Source organism: Paenibacillus sp. FSL H8-0175 (assembly GCF_045040615.1).
Classification (GTDB): Bacteria; Bacillota; Bacilli; order Paenibacillales; family Paenibacillaceae; genus Paenibacillus_AQ; species Paenibacillus_AQ odorifer.
Genome location: NZ_CP150299.1, coordinates 4,915,638 through 4,941,201 on the forward strand (window position 1 = coordinate 4,915,638; position 25,564 = coordinate 4,941,201).

Below are 25,564 nucleotides of genomic sequence, written 5' to 3' on the forward strand. Positions count from 1 at the left end.
TGCTTCGTAAGCATATTCTTAAAGTTTTACGAAGCTTCGTCAGCATCACCTGAGTTTTAGGAAGCTTCGCATCTACTCAACAAATTAATATTGTGCCAGCCGGAGCATTTCCGCCTTCACTTTTTCTTTACTTAGCATGAAAAACTTCTCCATTGGCGGGCTGATTGGCATCGCCGGAACATCGGGACCACAAAGACGGAAGATTGGTGCATCCAGCTCGAACAGACAATGCTCAGCGATAATGGCCGCCACTTCGCCGCCAATTCCGCCTGTTTTATTATCTTCATGCACAATCAATACCTTACCGGTCTGACGGGCAGCAGCTATGATCGCATCACGATCCAGCGGTTGCAAGGTACGCAGATCAAGAATATGTGCTGTAATTCCTTCCTCGCGTTCCAATTCTTCCGCAGCCTGCATAGCAAAATGCAGCGGGAGACTGTAGCCAATCACCGTAATATCCGTTCCCTCACGCAGCAGATTAGCTTCGCCAATTGGAACGGTGTAATCCCCTTCCGGCACTTCTTCCTTGATCAGCTTGTAACACTTTTTGTTCTCAAAGAAAAGCACCGGATCAGGATCACGTACGGCTGCCTTCAGCAATCCTTTAGCATCATAAGCGGAGTAAGGCGCTACAATCTTCAATCCAGGTGTACCAAAGAAAATCGATTCTGGACACTGTGAATGATACAAACCGCCGAACACCCCGCCGCCAATAGGAGCACGAATGACAACCGGGCAACTCCAATCGTTATTTGAACGATAGCGGATTTTAGCCGCTTCACTGATAATTTGATTCGTCGCCGGAAGCATAAAGTCGGAGTATTGCATTTCAGCTATTGGTTTCATTCCGTACATAGCTGCTCCGATGGCTACACCAGCAATCGCTGATTCAGCGAGGGGTGTATCCATAACCCGCTCTTCGCCAAACTGTTCCTGTAGACCTTTAGTTGTGGTAAATACGCCGCCTTTGAGACCAACGTCCTCACCAAGCACGAACACGGAATCATCGCGCTCCATTTCTTCCTTCATCGCGAGCCTGATGGCATCGATATATTCCATTATAGCCATGGTTTATGCCCCTCCTTTGAGGTCGGAATCACTGTATACATGCAGCAGTGTGTCTTCCGGTTTCGGGAACGGAGCATTATCGGCATACTCGATAGCCGCTTTAAGCTCAAGATTGCATTCAGCAGCAAGATCTTGTTCTTGCTCGTCACTCCACAATCCCAGACCGATCAAGTAATTACGGAATCCTGCTACGCCGTCCTTCTTCCAGTTCTCATCAACCTCTTCTTTGGTCCGGTAAGCCAGATCATTATCTGAGGTGGAGTGTGGAGACAAACGGTACATCATCGCTTCAATCAGCGTAGGACCTTCACCCGCGAGGGCTCTTTCCCGCGCTTCCTTAACGACACGATAAACCTCAAGCGGATCGTTTCCGTCTACACGCACACCAGGAAATCCATAACCCAGTGCACGGTCGCTAACCTTGCCGCCTAACTGTTTATGAACAGGAACAGAGATTGCGTACTGATTGTTCTGGCACATGATAATAACCGGCAGCTTATTCACTCCGGCAAAGTTACAAGCTTCATGAAAATCCCCCTGATTGCTGGAACCTTCACCGAAGGTTACAAAGGAGACGAATTTCTTCTTCTGCATTTTGGCCGCCAGAGCAAAGCCAACCGCATGAGGGACCTGCGTGGTTACAGGGCTTGACCCTGTCACAATACGCAGACGTTTACTGCCAAAGTGACCCGGCATTTGCCGCCCACCACTGTTTGGATCTTCTGCCTTAGCGAATACGGACAACATAAGTTCGCGTGTAGTCATACCCACTGAGAGCACGAAAGCATAATCGCGGTAATAAGGTAAAAAATAATCATTTTGCCGGTCCAGCGCGAACGCCGCCGCCACCTGACCCGCCTCCTGGCCTATACCGGAGACATGAAAGTTGATCTTGCCAGCGCGCTGAAGCAGCAGACTGCGCTCATCGTATTTACGAGCGAGCGACATATATCTGTACATATCGATGACCTGGCCGTCACTAAGTCCAAGCTGCTTATGTCTGTTAATCGTTTCTACAGTACCTTGGGGTTCCATAAAGAGATACCTCCTTATTCATAAAGCCTGAAGTCTTACAGGAATTAAGACCAATTGTGCCCTGATCTTAAAACCTGGTACTAAGACTTGACTTGAGTATATTATAATCCCTTTCTACCCAAAAAGAAAAGCTAAGAAAAACTAAAATCCAATAGATCTTCCATCCACAGCTAACATTGCTTCTCCGATAATCTCCGAAAGGGTAGGGTGAGCATGTATAGCTTCACCAATCTCCCAAGGTGTTGCATCCAGTAGCTGTGCCAAGGCCGCTTCTCCAATTAGATCCGTCACATGAGGACCAATCATCTGCACACCAAGAATATCTCCACTGCTACGATCCGCTACAACTTTGACAAATCCATCCTTCTGGCCATATACAATTGCCTTACCAATGGCCGAGAATGGGAACTTGCCAATCACTACATCATGTCCAAGCTCTTTAGCTTCCTTCTCGGTGTAGCCCACACTTGCTACCTCAGGCCGAGTATAGACACAACGTGGTACTAAATGTGTATGATAAGGATGTAGCTTCTCACCAGATAGATGGTTAACCGCCATTATCCCTTCATGACTGGCTGCATGAGCCAATTGAAGCCCACCGATGCAGTCGCCAATGGCATAAATATGCGGCTCTGCCGTCTGCATACTAGCGTTTACAGCAATAATCCCTTTGTCAAAGCGAATGTCTGTGTTTTCCAGACCAATATTCTCGATGTTGGCCACTCTGCCTACGGATACAAGCAATTTTTCTGCCATTAGGCTTTGACTTTGCTCTCCCTTACGGGCTTCGATCGAAATTCCATCCTCCGTTACCTGGCAGGTTGCAGCATCCACTGTAGTTTCAGTCAGTACCTTAACCCCACGCTTTTTCAACAACCGTTGCAGTTCCTTAGCTATCTCTTCATCCTCTTGAGGCAATAACTGACCTGCAGCTTCAACCACAGTTACCTGCACTCCAAAATCAGCCAGCATTGAAGCCCATTCGACCCCAATTACACCGCCGCCCACAATAATGATAGAGGATGGGAGCTCTTCGAGTGTGAGAGCTTCATCACTGCTAAGAATCACTTTCCCGTCTGGTTCGAGACCAGGCAATACTCGGGGGCGTGAGCCCGTAGCGATAATAAGATGGCTGGAAACTACTGTTTCCATCTCCCCATCTTCCAGTTCCACAGCTACAGCACCGCTGCGCGGAGAAAAAATAGAAGGACCCGTTACGCGCCCTTTACCTTTGACAACTTGTATTTTATTTTTGCGCATCAAATATTGTACGCCTTGATGAAGTTGCTCAACTACAGCTTCTTTGCGTTTCTGTACCTTTGGGAATACCAGCTGTACACCGCTTGTCTCAATGCCATAGCTCTCGCTCTCATTGATTTCAGCATATACCTCTGCACTACGGAGCAGCGATTTACTAGGAATGCAGCCCCGATGCAGACAGGTTCCTCCCAGTTTGTCCATTTCGATGACGACAACGGACTTTCCAAGCTGTGCAGCGCGAATAGCCGCCACATACCCTCCAGTACCTCCGCCAAGTATGGCCACGTCACATGAAATTGTCATGATATGTATCCTCCAGTCATTACACGTAAGTTCATTTTACTTAGTATATTGTACTCTCTTTTTGCTCTATTACAAAACTTATAAACGTCATATGCAAATGGACTTTTTCTTGCTAAAGCGTTATCATATGGGTGAATCTAAAGGGCTAAGAGGGGTAGGAGACACTTATGAAACTGTTAATTTCACGCTTCATTGCCATCCTTATTCTTGTGTTTCCGGGCTTAATAGCAATGAAGGGCTTCCTCATGATGAAGGATGATATTTTTGATTACATATCCATGCATGGTGATGATTCTGTAGTGCCCCACTTTGCTTGGCTGCATTTCGGTGGTGGATTGCTGCTCTTCGCAGCTGGCATGACTTTCCTTGGTGGCTGGATTCTGGCTAGGGACCGTAAGAAGAATTACGTAGGTCCAAGGTTCAAGGAGAAGCAAAAGGCGAAACAAGCCGGAACGCAGGAAACGATCTCTTAAGAGGCTATGCTAAACTTAGGATCAGCTTTTTCATCTCATCATTTATTCACCTGATCATCTGAATCTCGAATCGCACACAATCAAGCCTTAATACCCTGCTGATTGTAATTTGTACAATAGATTCCCCCATATTTCAAACCCTCCCAGTTCACCCGATCTGGTGCTCGTTATCTATCACAAATAACATAAAGGCGAGAACTTCATGGACGCAATCTGCGCTCCCTGAAAATTCCCGCCTTTTTCTTAAATACCCGCCTTATCAAGCGCCTCTTTCCGCCGCCCCTGTACCAACTCGCTGTACAGTCCGCCTTGCTTCAGCAGCTCTTCATGAGAGCCTTGCTGCAATAATCTGCCGCCCTGAAGCACAAGAATTCGATCAGCTGCACGTATCGTGCCAAGTCTATGAGCAATGACGAAGCTCGTTCGCCCTTTCATCAGCGCCTGCAGCCCTTCCTGAATCTTGATCTCGGTCACTGTATCAATACTGCTGGTTGCTTCATCAAGCACAAGCATAGAGGGGTTAGCAAGAATCGCTCTCGCAATGGAGAGCAGCTGCTTCTGCCCTTGGCTTATACCGCTGCCATCCGCCGAGAGCATCCGTTCATAACCTTCGGGCATTCGCATAATAAAAGAATGGGCATTGGCCAGCTTAGCCGCCTCTTCAACCTCTTCATCGGACGCATCCAGCCTCCCGTATCGGATGTTATCGCGGATACTCCCTTTGAACAAAAAGGAATCCTGCAATACAAAGGCCATATGACTTCTCAAGCTTTCCCGCCGAATCGAAGTGATATCTAAGCCATCCAGCGTGATTTTCCCCTGATTAGGATCATAGAAACGGGATAACAGCCCAATTAGCGTTGTTTTGCCAGCACCGGTAGGTCCAACTAAAGCGATCATCTCGCCAGGCTTCGCTACAAAGCTGATATCCTGCAGCGTGTTAGAACCTCCATCATAAGAAAAGGCTACATTTTCAAACTTCACCGCACCCTGTACAGTTTCAAGTGATTTGGCTGCACCTTCATCTTTAGCCTCGGTCTCTTCGTCCAGCACTTCAAACACCCGCTCGGCCCCTGCCACCGCTGAGAGCAAGGTATTCCACTGATTCGCTAAATCATTAAGCGGACGAGTAAACTGGCGGGTATATTCCACGAATACGATGATCACACCCACTGTAATCGACCCACGGATCGCAAGCAGACCACCAATTCCTGCAACTATGGCGAAGCTGAGATTATTAAGACCATTCATAAGCTTGGGGATGAAACCAGAAATGGACTGCGCCCAGTAGCCTGACAGCATAATTCGCTTGTTGCGTTCATGAAAACCAGAGATGACGCGTTCCTCTTGTGAAAAAGCCTTGATAATCCGTTGTCCGGATAAGGTCTCCTCAATATAACCGTTAAGCTCCCCTACATTGCGCTGACGTTCTTTAAATAGTGGGCCTGTACGGCGTGTAATCCAGCGCATGCCTAACAACATCAAAGGCACTACGAGGAATGTGAGCAGCGTCAACAAGGGACTAAGCCACAGCATAACCCCTACGGTTCCTAGCAAGGTTAAGACACTTGAAAATATCTGAATAGCCGAGCTATTCAACGTAGAGCTGACGTTCTCGATATCATTGGTAAGACGGCTCATAATTTCCCCCTGCTGTCTCCGATTAAAAAAGGAAATAGGCAGACGGTGTAAATGGGAGAATAGCTCCGTACGCATCCGTAATACAGTTTCTTGAGCAATTTCGATCATCCATATGTTTTGCAGCCAAGAAGTCAGAGAATAAAAAATGTACACACAAGCAAGGCTTGTCAGAAAAACAACCCATGATCGCCCGCCGGTACCTTCCAGATAATTATCCACCGCTCTGCCAATCATGTATGGCCCCAGCAGCGCTAGCGCTGAGCTGAAGACAACCATGATCAGTACAAGAATAAGCTTGGCTTTACGCTCAGCTAGATAACTCCAGATCCGGATCAGCGTCCCTGACCAATCCTTCGCCTTTGCTTTGGGTTTGCCGCCAGATGCTGTCCCTAGACTTCGTCCCACGCCAAGTTCAAAATTCGGTTTAGGATGACGAAAAGGTTCAATTAATGCTTTGAACATGCTGCTTCGCCTCCTCTACCTGTGATTCATAAATCTTGCGGTACAGCTCGGAGCTTGCCATAAGCTCCTTATGCGAGCCTTTGCCAATTAATCGTCCCTCATCCAGCAACAGGATCAAATCGGCTGATGCCGTTGAACTGATTTTCTGAGTAATCAAAAAGGTTGTACAGGAGATATCCTTTAGCGCCTCCAGCAAAAGCCCTTCCGTAACCGCATCAAGGGCACTGGTGCTGTCATCAAGGATCAACATAGCCGGTTTTCTAACAAGTGCACGGGCAATCGTTAACCGCTGCTTTTGTCCGCCGGAGAGATTAACCCCTCGTTGACCAAGCATCGTGTCATAACCATCTGGCAACCCTTTTACCGTCTCGTGAATTTGTGCAGCTCCCGCTGCTTGTTGGATTTGTTCCAGTGTGGCGTGTTCATTGCCCCATGCAATATTATCGCGAATTGATCCGCTGAAAAGCTGCAATTCCTGAGGCACATAACCTATCGATTTCCGCAGTCTGGAAATATCGATATCAGCACTTTTTTCACCGTCAATCCAAATGGTGCCGTCTGTCTCTTCATACAAGCGCGGAATCAAACTCACGAGTGAGGATTTTCCTGATCCGGTCGCCCCCATAATCGCTACTCGCTCACCAGCAGCTACTTCAAAATGAATGTCCTCCAGGACAGAGATATCACTATTAGGATACTTAAAGCAAACGCCTTCAAATTTAACGTGGCCCTGAATCGGCTCACCTTGCAAAGTCCCGCCTTCACGAACTCCAGCTCCCGCTTCCATAACTTCTGAAACACGTTGAGAGGAGGCACGAGCGCGGGAAAACGTTACAACAAGACCAGAGATAGCTGATAACGCTCCAATTGTTCGCAAGGAGTAATTAATAACAGCAACAGTCTGACCCAAAGTAGCATCCCCGCTGGAAATGGCTATCCGTCCAAACCATAAAATCGCCAAAATCGCCGCATTCACAATAAGCATAACAAAAGGCATCGTCGTCTCAGTCAAACGCAAGGCAGACACTGTTGATCTCATCAAATTCCCGCTAAATACCGTGAAACGTTCAATCTCATACCCCATACGCACAAATACGCGGATCAAGCGAATACCCGTAAGGTTCTCCTGAATCACGCCATTAACTCCGTCTAAACGCTGCTGGACCGTACGAAATAACAAGGAAGCTTTTCTCATAATCCAATAGAGGAAAAAAATCAACAAAGGTAACGCCACCGTCAGCAGTAATCCCAGCTTCACATGAACAACTAACGCCATAATCACACTGCCTACCACAACAAGTGGCACCCGTGTCATAAAGCGCAAGCTCATAAAAATAGTATCCTGCAGCTGTGATACATCGCCAGTCAGACGGGTAATCAGTGACGAAGTAGCAAAACGATTAAATACTTCATACGTAAAAGACTGTACCTTTTCGTACAATTTGTCCCTAAGATCGAACGCAAAGCTCTGACTTGCATGGGCAGCAAAAAAAGAACTGAGTACCCCGGCTGTAAACGCAACTACCGCGCTGCCGATCAATACACTGCCCCACAGCCATACTACAGAGGTATCTTTTTCTCGGATCCCCAAGTCAATGATTTTGGAAATGATCAAAGGCTGTGATAATTCTACCGTCAATTCAATGAGCATCATTACAAGGGCAGCTATTGCAGCTACCTTATATTTTTTGAGAAAAGAGAAAATCAAAGCCATTCGCATACCCTCTTTTTCTATTCGTACAGTGCATCCCTTAACCGAGTTGACATCGTGGAAGCCTGTCCAGTTTTCAGTATTGCTCGACGCAGTGCTTTATTACTCCGATTCAATTCCACCAAATCCGCCATCATTTCTTCCAGCAAGCTTTCAGTGTCACTGGATAAATCTCCATTCTGCTGCAAAAGAGCTAACCGTTCCTTATATTCGTCTAATCTTTCAGTCACACTTATTACTTCCTTTCCCATCTCTTATTACCTCTTATCATACCACATCCAATCAATCGCAATGTTTTCACTGGATACATCTGATCCGAATATGATACTCTAATATGGTCGCATTTTTAAGATATAATCAATGTTTTTTACGAAAGGATAGATGGAAGTGGCACAATTGTTTTTCAAATACGGAGCAATGAACAGTGGTAAATCTATTGAGATACTCAAGGTTGCACATAATTATGAAGAGCAGGGGAAATCGGTGCTCATTTTCACTCCATCCATAGACGACCGGGACGAGGTTGGTTTTATTTCTTCTCGTATTGGGCTTCGGAAACAAGCAATCCCCATCGATGAGAACACAGATATTTATAATATCGTCAGCAGTAACCAACCTAAACCACACTGTGTACTTATTGATGAATGTCAATTTCTAAGCAAGGAATGTATTCTCCAGCTAGTGCGTATCGTTGATGAGCTGGGCATTCCGGTAATGGCCTTCGGACTTAAAAATGATTTTCAGAATCAGTTATTTGAAGGCAGCAAATATATGCTGATCTACGCTGATAAAATTGAGGAAATGAAGACGATCTGCTGGTTCTGCGAGCGCAAAGCTACTATGGCTCTACGAGTAGAAAACGGCAAGCCCGTATATAGCGGCAAGCAAATCCAGATTGGTGGCAATGAAGCTTACTATCCGGTATGCCGCAAATGTCACAAGAATCCACCGCTATAGCCGTGTATAAAAAGCATCCCAAGGCCATAAAGGCTATTGGAATGCTTTTTTGATTAAGAAGATATTACCCTAAATATCTTTCTTTAAGAATATTCAAATGATGATGGTCATGTCCAATCATAATGCAGGCCTGAGCTCTCGCAGAAAGAGTAGCCTCGTTAACGATTCCCTTCCGGATCCATGCTTCCTCCGGCAGAGTTTCCATTAAGAGTAATGTCGATTCTCGAACAAGCTTGTAGTGGGCCAGCAATGCTTTTAAAGTGTGCGCTTCGAAATTGGCGGTAAGTACATAGTCTTTCTCTTCAAAACCCGGCAGTGGAGTCGTATCCCCTCTGGCGATGCACAATAAACGGTAGGACATGATTCTTCCGGTATCAGCCAGATGTCCGACCATTTCCTTGATACTCCATTTCTCCGGAGCGTAACGATAGTCCCCTTGTTCTTCCGTAAGATTCGAAATAAAAGTGAAAATCTCATCCGTCTGCTCTCTAAAAATAGTAATGATGTCTCCTTCAGCTGGCACTAAATCGACATATTTTGATAATTCTTTGAGATACTCACTGCTTTCTGGACGTCGATCCATGTCTAAACCCCTCTCATTTTGAATTTTTTTGAAAAAATAGGAGGAAAATTATACTGTAGTTGTTGTATTTTAGCTCATTTTATACGATACTTGCAATAATAGGGTTAGTTAAACTAGAAGTCATCGGGAGTGTCGGCATGCTAGATTTTATTCTTTTTATGATATTTTCAATACTAGAGACTTATGCAATGTTTTTTCTGGCTTTCAAAATCTTCAAAATTGATCTATATCATAAAGAGATGGTGTTTGCTAGTTTTATTATGGGCTTTTGTTCTTATACAATTAGGATCAACTATGGGATTTTCCCATTAGATATTTTCTCACAATTTGCACTAATGTTTTGTTTTATGTGGATGTTATTCCGGATTCATCCCTTCTACGCTTCAATATTAACCGGGATGGCCTATCAAGCTTACTCGGTGATTCAAGCCAGTATTGTGTATCTATTAAACTCTGTAATGTCCATGCCTCTAAATACTTCGGACCCGATTACAAAAAACATAATGACAATGCAGATTTTATCAGCATTAGCCGCGATTCTCATTGGTATGTATGTGGGCTATAAACGTATTGGATTTGACTTTGTACCTGATAAACCCGATGTAAAAGTCAAACCAACAACTAGTGAAAAAATATTATTCGCTCTTAATCTTCCTACAGTAATTGTCGTTACTTTATTCACCTACTTTATTGAATCTAATTTCTTTTTCTTGATCCCAATTTTCTATGGGGTAATATTATGGGGATATCTATATTTCTCATACAAAAAGGACAGAAATAACTATGAGTCATTTAGCACTTAAAATTGTTGAGGTCATTAAGAAAAGTAATCCAGAGCAATCGCATTCAATTGAAATCATGCATTATGCCCTTAGCATTATTCTGAATACTTTATTCATTATTATGACTTCTTTATGCATTGGCGGGCTCACTGGACAGCTAAAGGAAACATTCTTAGCCTTATTCAGCTTCATGCTCCTAAGAATGTCATCTGGTGGTGTGCATTTAAAATCCGCAAGAGCCTGCAATATTGTATCTATCTTTATCTGTTCACTGATCCCTCATATAACTTATCTAATACATAACCATTTGATTTGGATTAATCTTTTTTCTTTACTTGTAATGATCTTATGTGCTCCGAATCCTGATGCTAATGCCCAAATCCCCAAAGAATGGTATTTGGGTTTAAAGCTACTTTCCATAATTCTGGTTTTTTTAAATTTTCGGCTCCATTCGCCTGTCATTGGATTGGCATTTTTAGTTCAATCCTTTACAGTCATAATCCCATTACAAAGGAGGACAATCAGATGAAAAAAAACTTAGCTCGTTATGCTTCTAACATTTTAGGTACTTCTGCTACTGTTTTTGCAACAATTCTGAAACCATTTGCTCACAGCCCTAAGATTCCAAAAGAACTGCGCAAGTAATTAAACAAGGATGGGGAAACGATGCGTGTCTTACAGAAAGACGGTTCCTCTAGTGATATTCTAGAGGAAGATATATTGTATTTCTCGAATTATAAGAATACAATATTCGTCCATACGAAAGAAGGCGAATTTATTCTCCCCACCACGCTTTCCGATCTTTCCGTAGCGTATGAGGGTAAGGGATTCGAACGCCTTGACCGCAGCAATGTCGTCAATATCAACAACATAGAAGGCTATGATCCCGGGCGGAAGATTGTATGCTTTAATCAAGGTACGCAGTTCACTACTGTTTCGGAATCCAATGAACCTCGCCTTAAGAAGTATCTTGCTTCACAAAAGAAAAAACCGTCAGAATAAAATTCAGTTTTTTAATAATCCCGGCATGTTCACGCATGCCGGGATTATTTTATTAAAAATTGAAACTTTTTAGCAATTTCCTCAAAATCGCACATTATGCCATAATAATCCTCAAATGTAAAGATAAATTCGTAGGATGAATGACAGGAGACGGATCCTATTCCAAATGATACCATATAGATAAACCTATAATAAAAACAATTAATGATGGAGGATCATAATGAATTACTATTTTCATCCCTCTCCACGGCCCTCATCTCTGGAATCTATATCTGACGAGGATTTACTAAGAATCTATGAGCTAGCGATTGATGCCCATGCGTTACCGGATTTCATTGAAATTATTAAAGAGATCATGAGAAGTAGAAATCTCATAGATTCTGAAAATATATAACATCCCCTTCCCCATTAAATTCACACTGACGCATGGTACACATTTTTCTTCAGCTTCAACCAACAATAAGCTCCTTAGGTCGCCTTAAGTCAACTACATTAACATAAAAAAGGTAGAGCCTCCGCGGCCCTACCTTTTTTATATGCACATATGATGGTTAATCTCAGATAAAAATAATGCTCTATTCTGTAATTTCTGTTTTGAAAACATTTTCCAATTTGCCGCCGAGTCTTTTCTTCAAGGGAACTTTAATATCTCTGCCCAATTCTTTAAAGAAAGTTTCAACATCACATTTCACATTTTTTGCAGTTGCGATTACCGCACCATCACCAACAATGTTTTGATTCGCTTCAAGAGGAACATCAACTTCGATGTCATACTTTTTGGATAATGTCTTGATGTAACGTGCGAAGATCTCCAGCAATTCCTCGTTATTAAAATTTTCTATAGCGACTTTGCCCTTGCTGGTAAACTTCATGTTAATTTTCATTATTAATATCCCCTTTTCTGTCAAACCATTTTTAGTTGTTAGTTTATGGATCAAGATGAATAGATGGCTGCAAGAAAGGGCAACATTCATTCATTTTTGAGATCATTAGCAAAAGGCATACATTATTTATAAGCACCCTTTATTTGTTGTACTTTAAACTGAGTAAATTCTTTAAGTGCTTGTATGACCTGATCCTGTTCCTCTTCCTTCAGTTCATAAACGCACTCCCGTAGCCACTCGCCAAATAGAAAGGCTTGACGCCCTTTACGGGGGCTCTTTCTTAAGGAGTCGAGGTTACCCTCAAACTTATCGTTCAGGACATCGGTCAGATTGTATTTCTCAATCTTCTCTATTACCATTCCTGCCCCATATTCCGTTTCGTAAACTATAACTTCATTCGAATCAAAGGAAACGTACGATGTTTCTTTCCCTTCCTTCGCTCTGAATTCCTTAAGCTTGTTAAAGGCTGTCTCGTAGATGTAATCTTGAGACTGTTTGAGCTGTGGCAGCTCATATCCTTGCTTCAAGGTCTTGATATATTCAATATCTGGCATATAATCTGCCAAATGGTACATCCGATTCTTCAGATCCGTTCCAAGCGCTTCAATGATCTTGTCCAGATTGTCTTTAAGCGGAATGCTCTCTCCACGTTCGATTTTGCTAAGCTGTGAGTAACTTATACCGCTCTTTTCTTCCAGTCCTCTTAAGGTTAACCCTCTCGTCTTTCTGATGTGCCGAATGAAATTACCCAGCTCATCGGGATAGTTCTCAAAATCATTCATGGGAGTCACCTCCCTACTATCATAACACAACATAACAATTTGTGTTGGCTAATAACAATTATTCCTTGTTTTTACTTGCCTCTGAAGAGTAATTCCCAGTATTCCACGCCCAATATAACCCTATCTTTACAAAATACCGGAAAAAGACTCAGCGCTCGTCTGTAAGGATTTGGAATATGCTCGTTACTCGCCTCAGTTTTACTTTCTGCTTAAGCCCCATCCATCTTCTTGGTCTTACCTTCCGCTTTCTGCTCACTTTACTCACCTGGCTCACTTGGCACACTTGGCTCAACTAGCTCACCTGACTCACCTAGCTCACCTGACTCACCTAACTCAACTAGCTCAACTAGCTCAACTAGCTCACCTTGCTTACCTAGCTCAACTAGCTCAACTAGCTCACCTGACTCAACTAACTCACCTAGCTCACTCAATTCTACCTCATCGGACCGAGGAGACCTTATTAAGCTGATTTCAGCCATTCTGCTCATCTATCGGACTCAGATGCAGCTATTCATTAAAATATATTACGATTCCGGGCAAAAGTATGACAATAAGAGCTATGGAGTCCGAAAATTTGGAAAAATGGACCAAAAAGTTAAAATAGCGGCAATACAGTCCGTTACGATCCCAAACCATCGAGGCTATCTGTTAAAACAAACTTTCTTGATAAAAGTAGCTCGTCCGAGCCGAACTTACCAAGTGTGCATCGCTGTTGGCGTACTTTAGCTTTAGCGTTCCTCAGCGAGCGTGTCTTAGGTTTATCCGTACCTCAGCGAGTGTACTTTAGCTTTAGCACACCTCAGCGAGCGTACTTTAGCTTTAGCGTACCTCAGCGAGCGTACTTTAGCTTTAGCGTACCTCAGCGAGCGTACTTTAGCCTGCCTCAGCGAGCGTACTTTAGCCTGCCTCAGCGAGCCTGCCTTAACTTTCCGTTCTACATTTCCCCTTCTCCAATCCTTTGTGTCTCACCACCTGTTTTTACTTTTAATTCGCTTTCCCCCTCTGTGTACATGCGTGCGTACCCTGCACATATCCAACTAATCCAATTATCAAAAAAACAGCCAGTCCCCATCAACCTGAGACTGGCCACAATCATTACTCCATAACACTCAGCAGGTTGAGGATCATCTGTGCACTTTCAGCACGTGTTCCGTTTTGGTTCGGTGCAAATTGTCCTTCAGCCCGTCCTTGCATCAAACCAAGTCTGTACACTTCGCTGATTGCCTCTTGAGCCCACTGTGGAGCATAACCAATATCGTTGAATGCCGAAATGTTACGGCTAGCTACAGATACATTACTCTTCGCGTAAGCATATGCACGAGCCAGCATTGCAGCCATCTCCTGGCGGGAAATCTTCGCCTCCGGTTCAAACTGTGAAGCAGTCTGGCCGTTAATCACTCCTGCTTGTTTGGCTAACCCTACTGCTTCTGCATACCATTTATCTGCAGGTACATCAGCGAAACCAGGTTCCGCTTGACCTTTCAAGCCAAGCGCACGAACTAACATCGCTGTGAACTCCGCCCGTGTAACCGCACGGTTCGGATCAAATCGGTCCGCAGCTACACCCTGTACAAGCTGTTTTACCGCAAGCTGCTTCACAGCAAGGTAAGCCCAGTGATCGGACTTCAAATCTTTGAATGTTTTATCAACTTCTAAAACAACGTATTTACTAAAATGACTGACGGCAGCAGATAGATAACCATTCGTCCATGTACTGCTCATATACTCTAATTTACCCACGTCTTCGATAAAATAAATACCTAATAAGCTTCGATCTACATCTGCACCGACCTTATATGAAATCATAATCGGCTCTGCAAACTGTCTTAACGAGAAGGACTGATCATTTTGTGTGAATATGCTAAGCGACCATTCCCGCAGATCACTTTTCGCCCGCAATTGTGCACCCGCAAGTGCACTTGCACGAGCCAACAGATCCACTGCTGTATTATCAGCTACAGGTTTCAGCCGTAGCGAAATCGTACTCTTGGCAAGAGCCTCAGCTGAGATTAGCTTACTTAGTTCTGCCAGTACTGTAGCAGGAATCGTAACGGATAAATCCTGCATAACCACTCTAAGCGGTGCGCGTCCAAGCAGCTCTGCTGCATTGCCTGGCAAAAGTAATTCCGTAACCGCCCCATTAACAGAAACCACAACTTCACCTTGAGCATTCTTGCTCTCTGACAGTTGAGAAGCCGTTATGGTGACTACGCCCGTTTGTGCTGATGCCGACGGAGTTGGTGTAGCGGTTGGCGTTGGTGTCACCGCAGGTCCCGGCACCCAAGCACCCGGCGTTGATGTTGGCTCTGGACTTGGTGTTGGTGTTGGTGTTGGTGTTGGTGTCGGCTCTGGGCTTGGTGTCGTACCCGGCGAGCCCTCAGTCACTATCAGAATATATTCAGTGCTCAAACCGTTATAAACAGCGCTGACTTTTGTTGTACCAGCACTCAAAGCATGAAGTTCTCCAGCCTCACTAATCATTGCAATGGAATGATCAGATGTATCAAAGATTACTCCCTCGAACAATTCTTGCTTGCTGCCGTCACTGTATACCGCCTGAACAACAACGGAGCCTTTACTTCCTTGTTCCAGCGAATCTGGCCCATTCATCGTTATTTCTGTAAGAATAGGTGTCTCATCATTTGTTACGACAAGGTTATACTCCGAGGCGAACTCCCTATAGGTTACTGAAATCACAGTGGAGCCTTCCTGATGAGCCTGAACTAAACCCTGTTCATTGATCGTAGCAATATGCTCATTCAAGCTGAAATAATGAAGTCCATCTAATATTGCGGTACGTTTCCCAGATGCGTAGACAGCTTCTGTTACAGATTGGTCGACTTCTTCCGGTTTAAGCTGTCTCTTTCCCTGAAGCTTAATTGCTTGCAGCGCATCTACAGTTATCGTACTTTCGGCAAAAATATTCGGGTAACCTGCCACTGTGACTCTTATCTTAGCTGTCCCTGGCTTCAATGCTGTAACCAAGCCATATTCATTTACAGTAACAACTGATTCTGCCGGATCAGGAACGATGGTCCAAAGCTTTGTCAGATGATTAGCCTCATCCGGCCCCACCTTAGCTTGCAATTGCAGGCTAGCCCCAGGCTCAAGCTCTACAGCAGTTTGATCCAGCGTAATGGATTCCGGAACCAATTTGCCGATTACTAAACGGTCAATCTCAACCCCGTCTACTGTTCTTGCGGTAACCGTAATCTCGTTCTTCTCAATCTCAACAGCCGTATAGATTTGCTCATCTTCGTCATATATTTTTTCCTGCCAAAAACGTGGTGTCAGCGCATAGAACTTAGGACCCGAGGAACCGCCGATAACATACCGAGTGCCTTCGCCTTCTGCAACCTGTTTACCCTCCTTCATCGGAAAAGTTCGCAAATAGATATGATCATGACCGTTCATGACCAAATCTACGTTGTGCTTATCAAAGACCGGAACCCACTTCGCTTGTACCTGCTCATTCGAATAGATGCTGCCGTACGGTCCTTGATGGAAAAAAATCACCTTCCACTTTTTATCTGTAGCGGAAAGATCCTGATCCAACCACTCGGCCTGTTCAGTGAACGGACTACCTGAATGCTCTGTATTCATAACCACAAAGTGCGTATCCTTAATATCAAAAGAATAATTCGTACCTTTTACGCTCGCCGCACCGTTTTGCGGGTTATTGAATTGCGCCAGATAATCCCCATCTCCATTGGTTCCCATCACTTCATGGTTCCCGATAATCGGAACAAGTGTCGTATTCATCAGCTGCTTTTGAGCTGCATCAAACCACCAGTTCCACTGCTCTTGTTCAAAGCCCTTATCCACCATATCTCCAGCATGAACCAGCATTTCCGCATCCGGCATATACGCGTAAGCCGCTTCAATCGTATCTCCCCAAAGACCAAAACCAGCCTTAGAATCTGCTTGGGAATCTCCGATAAACAGGAATTTTGTAGAAGTGTCCTCACCACCACTTGTAACAAAAGCTCCTTGCTCACTTACATTTGACTCGCCATCACCCACACGATATACATATTCCGTTCCGGGGGTAAGCGCAGTGGCCTCCGCTTTATGAACTCGCATCGTTCCGTCATTGTTGGTGTTGTAAATCGAACTGCTACCGGTAATTTTTATTACATTCGCAGCTTGAAAGCTTGTAAACTCCGCTTTTTTCACAAGTTCTACTACAGTATCCATGGTCAACGGTTCTGTCTGCCAAGTGAACTGGCGAGAAGTTGCTGCATCTTGGCCCATCGTAACATTAACATTACGCGGAGCTGCAGTAGCGTCATATGGAGCAACCTTGAACGTCATTACAGGACTATAGGTATTTCCTTTTACCGCCTGCAATTTAAAAGTTCCTTCTGCTGAAGTGACAAAGTCAGTAGTTAGTGTTCCACTTGCCCCTGAAGCAACACCTTGTACCTCCACTCCATCGAACAGCAGCTTTGCTCCTTCAACGACACTTCCATTCAGATCTTTTACCGCAAAAGATGCATCAAAGCCCTTCGCAAGATCATAATGGTTCCAAGTGAGCATCAACTGTGTCTTCACAACAGATTCAACAGCTGCTCCAATAAAAGAAATAGGAACCCCAGTACCCTCTGTAGAAGTTACCGATCCGGATGTATTTTCAATTACAAAAGCTTTGCTAATATCTCCAGCCAACTGCTCCTGAGTGTAGGGACCCACAAAATCATTTCGAACTGTATATTGAATTTGCCCGATGAGATCCGTATCTCCCAGATTGGAAGAATTGATATTCGTTAAGTTAAGACGCACAGTGCCCAATACCGGATCAATGATGGACTCCACTTGTGTTTCTGATAACATATTCCCCCGAATTACCTGCAAATCTTTAACTGCAGCCGGATTAAAAGCAAACGTAAGATGTCCTTCCTTCAGCTTGCTCGCTTTCTCTGCCGTTACGTCCAAAATGTAAGTGTTGCCGGCATATACTACTTCTGGTGTTTTGTACACATAGAACGGAGAGCCCAAATTTACTGTAAAATACCATTCTTTTATCGTCTGGTTACCGCTTAAATCGCGAATGGCAACTTTTACTTTATGACGGCCTTCTGTCAGTGGAACCTTTGGTTTATAAGTAATCTGACCTTTTGGAGGATAAAAGCCATGCTCCACTAATTGATCGTCCACATATACTCGTATTTTGTCAGGATCGATTAAGGTCGTTCCCGGATGCATCACTGGATCATAACCATCATCCTCACCATTGACGGAAAGGGTCGGTGTAGCTGTTTTGACAATTTCGTTCACGCCGGGATATGCATCTTTAAGAATAGGAGGTATTCTGTCCTCCTCTAGCGGGCCATAAATGGCACGAATATCATCAACGTAAATAGCTCCCGCACTCTTATTAAGATTGCTTGTCTCCATATAGCGGACAGGCATATCCATCGTTAACGGGGTGGTTTTCCCCTTAGGAACGGATACTTCGACGTATTTCCACCCCGTCCAGTTCACACCATTTACCTGATCAGTAAAATCCACTGGCACTGCCGCATTATTGCCATCCCGAATCTGTCCCCGCAGCCAGTGCTTTTTGCCATCTCCGTAGATCCACATACTGATCTTTTCAGGATACCCCGGAATCTGAATCCGATTGGCGGTTGAGCTTGCGGCTAAATAAGCACCGGATGTGCCTGTTTTATTAACAAAATCATATTCCAGCTTCAAGGCTTTGTCCCCGTTGCGGACAAAATCCAGATCCGACACTTCCTGAATCGCCACGCTGTTAGCTGCTGCACTAGAGGCTATATATTTATCAATGCCATTCTCAAAATCCTCCAGCATTACAGGCGGTAACCCCACATTTACTTCAAAAGAGGTCTCAACGTCCCTGTATTTAGCATAAATCTTTCCGTTTTTCCCGTTCTCACTCGTCGCCTGAAACAGACCCTTCTCGTCCACGGTTCCGATCTCGCCCTCAACCCGCCATTCGAAGCTAGGGTTGTCAGCTTGAATCACTTGTCCATTACGTAGCGCCTTCACAGTTAATTGTGCAGCAGCACCTGAAGAATAAGTTTTGATCTCATCAGGAAACCTAAGCTCTGTAAGCTTATCTACAACCTCAATTTCAACACTGCCTTTGACTGCCCCAGCCTCTACAATTACATTTCCTGTGCCGGCAGTGATTCCTCCGGTGAAGACTCCGTTCGCATCGACAGTACCAAGGTTAGCGTCCACCTGCCAATTCAGCGTACCCGAATAATGCGCCGGATGGCCGTTCTCGTCCACTCCTGCCGCTTTGAATATAAAGCTGGAGCCTTGCAAAATACGTTCCGTATTCGGCTGCACAACCAGCTTAGAAGCCGAAGGTTGCTCAGGGGCTGTATTGACAAGCAATAAACCGTTACCGGTTTTACGCTCGTAACCATCTGAGCCCTGATTCATCATTCGGACACCAGATGTACCCGGCATTCTGGCCACAAAAGTAGAAGAACCGCCACCATCCAGATTCATGGCGTTCACTACGCCCATATCCTTCAGAATGTTGCCAAGCTCATCGGTATCTACGCCCTCACTAAAACCTGGAGATCTTCCATCCACTTCGAATAGAACGAGACTTCCGTCCGCTTTTGTCCCAATGGCTGTCCGCGGATGAATTCCTAAAGGCCCTACACCTTGTTGAACTACTCCGTCTTTTACCAGCGGCCCCTCGCCGCCAATAGCTACCTTCACATCATTCCATTCTCCGCTGAGCGCAAAGCTGGCAGTAACGTTATCGCCAACAGATAACCCTTGCAGAACAGCACGGGACGTACCCTGGGCAGATAAAACCACTTTTCCTTGGGAAAGCGGCGTATTGCCTTGATTGTTGCGGATTTCAGATACCTTCAGCTTCAAGGTCTGGCCGCTTTTCACTTCTCCCTCGACAATATCTAGAACAACCTCGTCACCCTCATTGGTTGACTTTGTAGTTGTATTATAATCTTCCGTATAAAGAACCAGCTCATTTGTATTTCGGTATCGGTTGATGCTAGTCAGATTGGTTGTTTTTCCATTTATCGTCACGTTTTTGGTCAGCTTCGGCACCCCATAAATCGAGCTGCCATCTTCTTTTAAACCGAAAGTAAAAGCTGAAATCGAACTGTTCAGGATTACACCCTCATCCATAAATAACCCATTAGGAACACCCGTAGCAAAACCGGAGATTTCATAGAAATCACCATTGATTCCTGCGATCACTCGGTTTTCAGGTGAATCCGCATACGTGGCCATTTCTGTAACGCCCTTCATACCGTATACCTTTCCATCCTTCGTACCTGCCCGCAGCTCCAAATTTCCTTGTTGCGGGTTGAACTCCACTGCATGTATCTTTTGTAAACCACGATCATTCTGGAGATCCATCCAGGTATACATCGCCCCAGGTGCAAGCTCCGTTTGGCGAACATCAATAACGGTTCCGTAGTCTGTTGCTGGTAAATCAGAGATGGAAGCGTGAACAATTGCCCCCGGTTGTAACAACGAAATCAACAAAACAAAGATAACAACAACATTAATTTGCCTTAGATACCTTCTCACTGTGTTGACATCCTCCCCACTTGGCTGTCCTAATATCGATCTGAGCTTGGACAACATCATAGGGTTAATATTAACTAGGAAGCGTAAAGGTTAGATAAAATTTACCAAGGCATACTGTTAACTTCGTCTAATCATTTCATCAAATTCATGCTTTAGCCTGTTGATAAATCTTCGGGCGGTCTGGGAGGTCTGTTTGGAAGCAGAGACAATAGCTCCTGAATATTTCGCACGGGTATCTGGTGATCGTAACTCGATGGTTTTCATGAAGGCAGAAGTCATCTCTGATATTTTAAGAAACGAATAATCCAGACCAATTGTGATGGCCAGTCCTTCTGCAACTGCATTCTCAATCGCCCGTGTGTTGTTACTTACAAAAAGCAAATTGATCGGCCCATAGCCAGATAAATATCGCTCTACATAGTCCTTAATGTAAGGATCATCGTATAAAACCAACGTCTGCCCCACTAACTGATCCGGTGTAAGGATTGAATTCAGGGCTAGCGGTGAGTGTGGATGTACACCAACTACAATTTTCCCTTCCATTAACCGTTCAAACTTAACCCCCTTATATGTGCCAGGCATTCCCTCCGGTGAGACCATAAGTCCAATATCCATTTCATCCTGAAGTACATTATCCAGAATTTCTTTGGGTCCTTTTTCAAAAATCTCTATTTTCACATTTGGAAAATCTGCCTTAAAACTAGAGATTACCTTCACCATCAGATGCATGGGTCCAGGTATCGTAGCAATTTTCAAATGACCACTTAACGTATCGCTGTAAATCTGTGCTTCTTCTTTTAATTCATTTACTTTCATCAGGACTTCATTTGCTTTGCTAATAATGGCATTTCCTTCTGCTGTGGGAACCGCCTTTTGCCCGCGCGAACGGATGAACAAAGTAACTCCCAGCTCAGCCTCCAGCATGGTAATGGACTGACTCATTGCGGATAGAGTGATATGACGATTCTGAGCTGCTTTGGTTAAAGAACCAATCTTTGCGACTTCTACAATATTCTCGCATTGCTCCAAATTCATTTGAATCACCCCTTAAGTTAATCTTTACTTAATAACTATTAAATTTACTTAAATTTTAATTAATTTAGACAAGTGTTACAATGTAAATAAGTTAGTAAGTAACCATTTTTACTATATCAACTTTCATTTCTAGTATAACTATATTTCTTGAGGAGGAAACTCAAATGACAGACAAAAGAGTAGCCGTAATAACAGGTGGAGCCAGTGGAATCGGGAAACAAACCGCCATTAAATTTGCAAGTAAAGGTGATCAAGTTGTCGTTGCCGATTTCAATCAACAATTAGGTGAAGAAACGGTAGCACAAATTATTAAAGAGGGTGGCGAAGCAATTTTCGTCAAAACAGATGTTTCCAAATATGAAGATGTCGAAGCGCTGGTTCAAAAAACTGTAGATACTTATGGAAGAATTGACGTTATGTTCAACAATGCCGGAATCGGCCGCGTCACTCCTGTACTAGACCAAGACCTTAAGGATTATCACAGTGTCATTAATGTCAATCAGCATGGTGTAGCCCATGGGATTATCGCTGCTGGTAAAAAAATGCGTGAGCTCGGCATCAAAGGTGTGATCATCAATACAGCTTCTGTATTTGGATTCCTAGCTTCCCCAGGTACATTCGCATATCACGCTTCCAAAGGTGCGGTCATTATGATGACTAAATCCGCAGCACTTGAACTTTCGGTTCATGGCATCCGCGTGCTTGCCGTTGCTCCAGGCGCTGTAGATACGCCAATTATCCAAGGATATAAAGATCAAGGAATGGTTGACCAAATGAAGAGCAAAGTAATGGGTAACAAACTAACATTACCTGAACAAGTTGCAGACACTGTATACTTGCTCTCCTTACCAGAAGCTAGTGCAATTAACGGTAGTGTTGTAATGGCTGATGAAGGTTATGCTTCATTTAAATAAAGTATAGGGTGAAAAAAATCCAAGGCTTCCCTCGAGGGAGGTCCTTGGATTTTTTTAAAAGTATTCAATAGATACACCCTACTCCCAAGTCCTCTGTTCATTAATCTCCAGCTTACGTTTAAACGCCTGCTCCAGATCAATACCAAGTTTATTGGCCAGATCAAAAATATTCCACACCACATCGTACATCTCGTATCCCAAGTTTTCTTTCCGCTCCGCATCTGGATGAAAAGATACCGACAAAACCTCTTTGGACAACTCCCCAACCTCAGTCATTAAGTACAGCATTCTCTGCTCAATGGTGCTGGTATCAAACCCTTTGATTTCACTGAACTCCTTAACATACTGTTGAAACTCTGCTGCATTCATTTCCTTACGCCTCGCTTTTTGGTATAAAGTTATGTAAAGATTAACACATCTCTTAGTCCCATCAATCTCCACTATACTTATTGACTGTTATGGGATAATAGTAAATTTCTATATCCTTCTTTATAAAACCTCTGCGTTGAGCTGCCAATAAGGTCTCGTACATATCTCTTCTGCCTACAGGATTATCCGTATGATGATAAATCTTATTCGCCCTTAAACCATGCTCACAAAAGTATTTCACAAAATCATACCCGTTCTTTAGTTCAATTCCCTCGGCGTCTTCACCTAAATCATGATCAAGCGTAAGGATGTTCACTTCATTATTTTCGAAAAGTTTAACAGCGTCTTCAAAATGTTCTTGCCAAGGTAAACCCTTCTGGACAGTCTCGTAAGTCATCAAGATAAACAGTTATCATATCGAACCTCATTTCTTCATGACGTCCTTATCTAGTGAACAGTATCCTCCAGCTTTATGGTACAAAAAAACACTTCGTTGAAGAAGTGTTCTTCAAAAAATTATGTATAATTTACCAAAATCCATCCCCTGAATCGAGGAATTCCATTAATTTTTTCTTAACGTTCTTTAAATCGATTGGGTTTAGTTGACCGATGTAATCAGATGAATTAAAGGAGGAGGCCTCCGCTTGGGCTACGCAATTCACTTTTGCAAATGAACTTTCCCTAATCCGCAGTCTCTTCCTTTAAATAATGGAATTTTCCACTTATCATACTTTCCTTCAAAATTTTTTATTTTAGAGTGGGTCAATGCAACGAAAACAACAAAAATTGGTAATCCATCAATAATTTCCACTATTGCGACTGGTCTTATTTCGGTTTCTCCTGTTTTTGGATAATCTACTTCATACCAAAAAACTTGCCCGGCTTTTAGATTCATCTATTACTTCTTAAATTCCTCAAACCATTTTTGTTGGAGACGGTTATCAGAGTCAATTTTAGCCTTTCCATCAACTACATTCAAACGCGGTACTTTCGATTTGAAGTTAGGATGTTCAGACAATGAGTTAGGGATATTTTTTTTCTTTTGTACAAGACTCATACCATTTTCCTCCTCCTTCTCACACATTTTAGAATGACACCTCCCAAGCATTTTATTGCTTGGTTTAAGCATATCCGTCTTTGGTATGGTTTAGACCAGAATACCAATGCAGCTGCAAACACTGTAGTTGTGCTCTAATACTATTTAAGTCTATCACAATATTTACCATATATAAACCTTATTGTAGGGCGGTAAACATTTAAAATGTGGCATTTATAGAATGATTTTTTACAATTCAGATTATTCTATTATAACAAAAACACTCCTCTATTGGTTCTTCAAAAACCGATAAAGGAGTGAATCCAACCTTATTTACCAGCCCCTATTTCAGCCACTCTACGATTCTGAAAATGACGAATATCCGGACGCTCCAATCCTAGATGTTCACGAAGGGTACTCCCCGTATACTCAGTGCGGAACAAGCCGCGTGCTTGCAAGATGGGCACAACATGATCCACAAATTCATCCAAGTTGCCCGGCAGTACTGGTGGCATAATATTAAATCCATCGCAGCCGTACTCTTCGAACCACAATTGCATTAAATCTGCCAATTGTTCATAGGTTCCAACAAACTGCATATGTCCGCGTGCACCAAGCAAACGGCGGCCTAATTCTAATATCGATAATTTGTCCTTACGAGCCATATCCATAATCAGCTGAACCCGGCTTTTCATTCCATTTGATGCTTCTACTGGATCAGGAATCTCAGGCAGCTGTCCATCTACTGGGTATTCGGACAGGTCAAACCTCAACATGCCAGACAACATACCAACAACAGCGGCAGGAGGAATCAACTCCTGCAGTTCTTTATATTTACTTTGGGCTTCCTCTTCGGTCGCTCCAATGATCGGAGACAAGCCCGGCATAATTTTTAAGCTACCACGTTCACGGCCATAATCTGCTAATTTGGAATTGACGCTTTCATAGAAGGCCTTAGCCGCTTCAAGCGACTGCTGTGCCGTAAAGATCACCTCTCCAAAACTAGCTGCAAAATCTTGTCCTGGACCAGAAGATCCGGCTTGAATAAGTACAGGATACCCTTGAGGTGAGCGAGGAACATTGAGGGTTCCTTTTGTAGAATACCACTCCCCTTTGTATTCCACTTCTTTGATCTTCTTCGCGTCAGCAAATTGTCCCTCTTCGCGGTTGACGATTAAAGAGTCATCCTCCCAGCTGTCCCAGAGAAGCGTTGCCACCTCAACAAATTCACGTGCCATTTTATACCGAAGTCCGTGCTCTGGATGCTCCGGCTTCCCATAGTTATAAGCTTCCACATCAAGCTGGGAGGTGACAATATTCCAACCCGCTCGGCCTTCACTAATATGATCTAAAGAAGCAAATTTGCGAGCCACATTATAAGGTTCGTTATACGTGGTCGATACGGTAGCCGTTAATCCGAGTTTTTCTGTTTCTGTCGAAAGGGCTGACAACAGCGTCAATGGGTCCAGCATACCCGAAGCTGCTTGATCCGCACCCATCACATACAACAAATCCGCCAAAAACATCATATCGAACTTCCCACGCTCGGCGGTTTTTGCCAATTCGCGATAAAATTTATAATTGAAGATCTTATCCGCTCCCGATTCCGGATGACGCCAGCCATAATGATGATGTCCTGAATAATAAATAAATGCACCTAAATGTAGCTGATCTTTTCTGGTTCCCATAATGACCCTGCCTTTCGAATTCTAGAGTTCG

The 25,564-nt window shown here is 43.8% G+C and carries 25 protein-coding genes; 8 read left to right on the forward strand and 17 right to left on the reverse strand.

Going from position 1 to position 25,564, the window contains the following annotated elements; translation table 11 throughout:
• Nucleotides 1-84 precede the first annotated feature (84 nt).
• From MHH46_RS21935 to lpdA, 3 genes are all read right to left on the reverse strand, one after another.
• On the reverse strand, nt 85-1,071 hold the full coding sequence (locus tag MHH46_RS21935) for an alpha-ketoacid dehydrogenase subunit beta (protein ID WP_036676034.1): 987 nt from the start codon (nt 1,069-1,071) through the stop codon (nt 85-87).
• Nucleotides 1,072-1,074: 3 nt separating this feature from the next.
• Nucleotides 1,075-2,106 carry a thiamine pyrophosphate-dependent dehydrogenase E1 component subunit alpha gene (locus tag MHH46_RS21940; protein WP_076184133.1) on the reverse strand — a complete coding sequence of 344 codons (1,032 nt, stop codon included), beginning with the start codon at nt 2,104-2,106 and terminating at the stop codon, nt 1,075-1,077.
• Nucleotides 2,107-2,247: 141 nt separating this feature from the next.
• Nucleotides 2,248-3,669, reverse strand: coding sequence for a dihydrolipoyl dehydrogenase (gene lpdA, locus MHH46_RS21945; RefSeq protein WP_076184136.1), 1,422 nt, complete (start codon nt 3,667-3,669; stop codon nt 2,248-2,250).
• Between the two features lie 167 nt (nt 3,670-3,836).
• On the opposite strand from lpdA, the gene MHH46_RS21950 reads away from it, so the two are divergent.
• Nucleotides 3,837-4,142: a DUF2627 domain-containing protein gene (locus tag MHH46_RS21950; protein ID WP_076129486.1), complete on the forward strand. Its 306-nt coding sequence runs from the start codon at nt 3,837-3,839 to the stop codon at nt 4,140-4,142.
• 243 nt (nt 4,143-4,385) lie between these two features.
• Here the strand turns inward: MHH46_RS21950 and MHH46_RS21955 are convergent, their stop codons facing one another.
• Genes MHH46_RS21955 through MHH46_RS21965 form a run of 3 tightly spaced genes read right to left on the reverse strand, consistent with a single transcriptional unit; the run spans nt 4,386 to nt 8,207 of the window.
• On the reverse strand, nt 4,386-6,245 hold the full coding sequence (locus tag MHH46_RS21955; RefSeq protein ID WP_076184140.1) for an ABC transporter ATP-binding protein: 1,860 nt from the start codon (nt 6,243-6,245) through the stop codon (nt 4,386-4,388).
• Complete coding sequence (locus MHH46_RS21960) at nt 6,226-7,959, reverse strand: ABC transporter ATP-binding protein (protein ID WP_076184143.1); 1,734 nt, start codon at nt 7,957-7,959, stop codon at nt 6,226-6,228. The genes MHH46_RS21955 and MHH46_RS21960 overlap by 20 nt, the downstream gene beginning before the upstream one ends.
• 17 nt (nt 7,960-7,976) lie before the next feature.
• Nucleotides 7,977-8,207, reverse strand: coding sequence for a hypothetical protein (locus MHH46_RS21965; protein ID WP_036676022.1), 231 nt, complete (start codon nt 8,205-8,207; stop codon nt 7,977-7,979).
• 136 nt (nt 8,208-8,343) lie between these two features.
• On the opposite strand from MHH46_RS21965, the gene MHH46_RS21970 reads away from it, so the two are divergent.
• Nucleotides 8,344-8,913, forward strand: coding sequence for a thymidine kinase (locus tag MHH46_RS21970; protein WP_036676019.1), 570 nt, complete (start codon nt 8,344-8,346; stop codon nt 8,911-8,913).
• Between the two features lie 64 nt (nt 8,914-8,977).
• On the opposite strand, the gene MHH46_RS21975 is transcribed toward MHH46_RS21970, so the two are convergent.
• On the reverse strand, nt 8,978-9,496 hold the full coding sequence (locus tag MHH46_RS21975) for a DinB family protein (protein ID WP_076193181.1): 519 nt from the start codon (nt 9,494-9,496) through the stop codon (nt 8,978-8,980).
• A gap of 158 nt (nt 9,497-9,654) precedes the next feature.
• On the opposite strand from MHH46_RS21975, the gene MHH46_RS21980 reads away from it, so the two are divergent.
• The 5 genes from MHH46_RS21980 (at nt 9,655) to sda (ending at nt 11,674) form a co-directional block, all read left to right on the forward strand.
• Entirely contained in the window at nt 9,655-10,299 is a 645-nt protein-coding gene (locus tag MHH46_RS21980) for a hypothetical protein (RefSeq protein ID WP_405132512.1), read from the forward strand.
• Entirely contained in the window at nt 10,280-10,807 is a 528-nt protein-coding gene (locus MHH46_RS21985) for an accessory gene regulator ArgB-like protein (RefSeq protein WP_076129481.1), read from the forward strand. The genes MHH46_RS21980 and MHH46_RS21985 overlap by 20 nt, the downstream gene beginning before the upstream one ends.
• Nucleotides 10,804-10,923 (forward strand): cyclic lactone autoinducer peptide, encoded by a 120-nt coding sequence (locus MHH46_RS21990; protein ID WP_143762758.1) that lies wholly within the window; start codon nt 10,804-10,806, stop codon nt 10,921-10,923. Before MHH46_RS21985 ends, MHH46_RS21990 begins: the two co-directional genes overlap by 4 nt.
• A 21-nt stretch (nt 10,924-10,944) precedes the next feature.
• On the forward strand, nt 10,945-11,280 hold the full coding sequence (locus MHH46_RS21995) for a LytTR family DNA-binding domain-containing protein (protein WP_036676016.1): 336 nt from the start codon (nt 10,945-10,947) through the stop codon (nt 11,278-11,280).
• Between the two features lie 220 nt (nt 11,281-11,500).
• Nucleotides 11,501-11,674: a sporulation histidine kinase inhibitor Sda gene (gene sda / locus MHH46_RS22000; protein ID WP_081383395.1), complete on the forward strand. Its 174-nt coding sequence runs from the start codon at nt 11,501-11,503 to the stop codon at nt 11,672-11,674.
• Between the two features lie 181 nt (nt 11,675-11,855).
• Here sda and MHH46_RS22005 read toward each other — a convergent pair whose 3' ends face one another.
• From MHH46_RS22005 to MHH46_RS22025, 5 genes are all read right to left on the reverse strand, one after another.
• The gene (locus tag MHH46_RS22005; RefSeq protein ID WP_036676014.1) at nt 11,856-12,164 is read right to left on the reverse strand and encodes a hypothetical protein; all 309 of its coding nucleotides are present in this window, start codon (nt 12,162-12,164) and stop codon (nt 11,856-11,858) included.
• Between the two features lie 122 nt (nt 12,165-12,286).
• Nucleotides 12,287-12,946, reverse strand: a complete 660-nt coding sequence (locus tag MHH46_RS22010) for a helix-turn-helix domain-containing protein (protein WP_036676012.1) — start codon at nt 12,944-12,946, stop codon at nt 12,287-12,289.
• Nucleotides 12,947-13,203: 257 nt separating this feature from the next.
• Nucleotides 13,204-13,377: a hypothetical protein gene (locus tag MHH46_RS22015; protein WP_218642208.1), complete on the reverse strand. Its 174-nt coding sequence runs from the start codon at nt 13,375-13,377 to the stop codon at nt 13,204-13,206.
• Between the two features lie 664 nt (nt 13,378-14,041).
• Entirely contained in the window at nt 14,042-20,491 is a 6,450-nt protein-coding gene (locus MHH46_RS22020; RefSeq protein ID WP_076193176.1) for a phosphodiester glycosidase family protein, read from the reverse strand.
• 117 nt (nt 20,492-20,608) lie between these two features.
• Nucleotides 20,609-21,526, reverse strand: coding sequence for a LysR family transcriptional regulator (locus tag MHH46_RS22025; protein WP_076193174.1), 918 nt, complete (start codon nt 21,524-21,526; stop codon nt 20,609-20,611).
• A gap of 164 nt (nt 21,527-21,690) precedes the next feature.
• Between MHH46_RS22025 and MHH46_RS22030 the strand changes: the two genes are divergently transcribed.
• Entirely contained in the window at nt 21,691-22,440 is a 750-nt protein-coding gene (locus MHH46_RS22030; protein ID WP_076129478.1) for an SDR family NAD(P)-dependent oxidoreductase, read from the forward strand.
• A gap of 78 nt (nt 22,441-22,518) precedes the next feature.
• Here MHH46_RS22030 and MHH46_RS22035 read toward each other — a convergent pair whose 3' ends face one another.
• From MHH46_RS22035 to MHH46_RS22055, 5 genes are all read right to left on the reverse strand, one after another.
• The gene (locus MHH46_RS22035; RefSeq protein ID WP_036676004.1) at nt 22,519-22,809 is read right to left on the reverse strand and encodes a MazG nucleotide pyrophosphohydrolase domain-containing protein; all 291 of its coding nucleotides are present in this window, start codon (nt 22,807-22,809) and stop codon (nt 22,519-22,521) included.
• A gap of 61 nt (nt 22,810-22,870) precedes the next feature.
• Complete coding sequence (locus MHH46_RS22040) at nt 22,871-23,206, reverse strand: cyclic-phosphate processing receiver domain-containing protein (protein WP_368665109.1); 336 nt, start codon at nt 23,204-23,206, stop codon at nt 22,871-22,873.
• Between the two features lie 261 nt (nt 23,207-23,467).
• Nucleotides 23,468-23,704, reverse strand: a complete 237-nt coding sequence (locus MHH46_RS22045; RefSeq protein WP_076193172.1) for a hypothetical protein — start codon at nt 23,702-23,704, stop codon at nt 23,468-23,470.
• Nucleotides 23,705-23,707: 3 nt separating this feature from the next.
• A complete protein-coding gene (locus MHH46_RS22050; protein ID WP_175618933.1) occupies nt 23,708-23,866 on the reverse strand; it encodes a hypothetical protein in 159 nt (52 codons plus the stop codon).
• 308 nt (nt 23,867-24,174) lie between these two features.
• Complete coding sequence (locus tag MHH46_RS22055) at nt 24,175-25,533, reverse strand: LLM class flavin-dependent oxidoreductase (RefSeq protein WP_076098651.1); 1,359 nt, start codon at nt 25,531-25,533, stop codon at nt 24,175-24,177.
• Nucleotides 25,534-25,564: the final 31 nt, after the last annotated feature.

Excerpts from the sequence above, each read along its gene's own strand:
- MHH46_RS21935 (WP_036676034.1), bottom strand. The coding sequence starts at position 1,071 with ATGGCTATAATGGAATATATCGATGCCATCAGGCTCGCGATGAAGGAA.
- MHH46_RS21940 (WP_076184133.1), bottom strand. The coding sequence starts at position 2,106 with ATGGAACCCCAAGGTACTGTAGAAACGATTAACAGACATAAGCAGCTT.
- lpdA (WP_076184136.1), bottom strand. The coding sequence starts at position 3,669 with ATGACAATTTCATGTGACGTGGCCATACTTGGCGGAGGTACTGGAGGG.
- MHH46_RS21950 (WP_076129486.1), top strand. The coding sequence starts at position 3,837 with ATGAAACTGTTAATTTCACGCTTCATTGCCATCCTTATTCTTGTGTTT.
- MHH46_RS21955 (WP_076184140.1), bottom strand. The coding sequence starts at position 6,245 with ATGTTCAAAGCATTAATTGAACCTTTTCGTCATCCTAAACCGAATTTT.
- MHH46_RS21960 (WP_076184143.1), bottom strand. The coding sequence starts at position 7,959 with ATGGCTTTGATTTTCTCTTTTCTCAAAAAATATAAGGTAGCTGCAATA.
- MHH46_RS21965 (WP_036676022.1), bottom strand. The coding sequence starts at position 8,207 with ATGGGAAAGGAAGTAATAAGTGTGACTGAAAGATTAGACGAATATAAG.
- MHH46_RS21975 (WP_076193181.1), bottom strand. The coding sequence starts at position 9,496 with ATGGATCGACGTCCAGAAAGCAGTGAGTATCTCAAAGAATTATCAAAA.
- MHH46_RS21980 (WP_405132512.1), top strand. The coding sequence starts at position 9,655 with ATGATATTTTCAATACTAGAGACTTATGCAATGTTTTTTCTGGCTTTC.
- MHH46_RS21985 (WP_076129481.1), top strand. The coding sequence starts at position 10,280 with ATGAGTCATTTAGCACTTAAAATTGTTGAGGTCATTAAGAAAAGTAAT.
- MHH46_RS21990 (WP_143762758.1), top strand. The coding sequence starts at position 10,804 with ATGAAAAAAAACTTAGCTCGTTATGCTTCTAACATTTTAGGTACTTCT.
- MHH46_RS21995 (WP_036676016.1), top strand. The coding sequence starts at position 10,945 with ATGCGTGTCTTACAGAAAGACGGTTCCTCTAGTGATATTCTAGAGGAA.
- sda (WP_081383395.1), top strand. The coding sequence starts at position 11,501 with ATGAATTACTATTTTCATCCCTCTCCACGGCCCTCATCTCTGGAATCT.
- MHH46_RS22005 (WP_036676014.1), bottom strand. The coding sequence starts at position 12,164 with ATGAAAATTAACATGAAGTTTACCAGCAAGGGCAAAGTCGCTATAGAA.
- MHH46_RS22010 (WP_036676012.1), bottom strand. The coding sequence starts at position 12,946 with ATGAATGATTTTGAGAACTATCCCGATGAGCTGGGTAATTTCATTCGG.
- MHH46_RS22025 (WP_076193174.1), bottom strand. The coding sequence starts at position 21,526 with ATGAATTTGGAGCAATGCGAGAATATTGTAGAAGTCGCAAAGATTGGT.
- MHH46_RS22030 (WP_076129478.1), top strand. The coding sequence starts at position 21,691 with ATGACAGACAAAAGAGTAGCCGTAATAACAGGTGGAGCCAGTGGAATC.
- MHH46_RS22035 (WP_036676004.1), bottom strand. The coding sequence starts at position 22,809 with ATGAATGCAGCAGAGTTTCAACAGTATGTTAAGGAGTTCAGTGAAATC.
- MHH46_RS22040 (WP_368665109.1), bottom strand. The coding sequence starts at position 23,206 with ATGACTTACGAGACTGTCCAGAAGGGTTTACCTTGGCAAGAACATTTT.
- MHH46_RS22045 (WP_076193172.1), bottom strand. The coding sequence starts at position 23,704 with ATGAATCTAAAAGCCGGGCAAGTTTTTTGGTATGAAGTAGATTATCCA.
- MHH46_RS22050 (WP_175618933.1), bottom strand. The coding sequence starts at position 23,866 with ATGAGTCTTGTACAAAAGAAAAAAAATATCCCTAACTCATTGTCTGAA.
- MHH46_RS22055 (WP_076098651.1), bottom strand. The coding sequence starts at position 25,533 with ATGGGAACCAGAAAAGATCAGCTACATTTAGGTGCATTTATTTATTAT.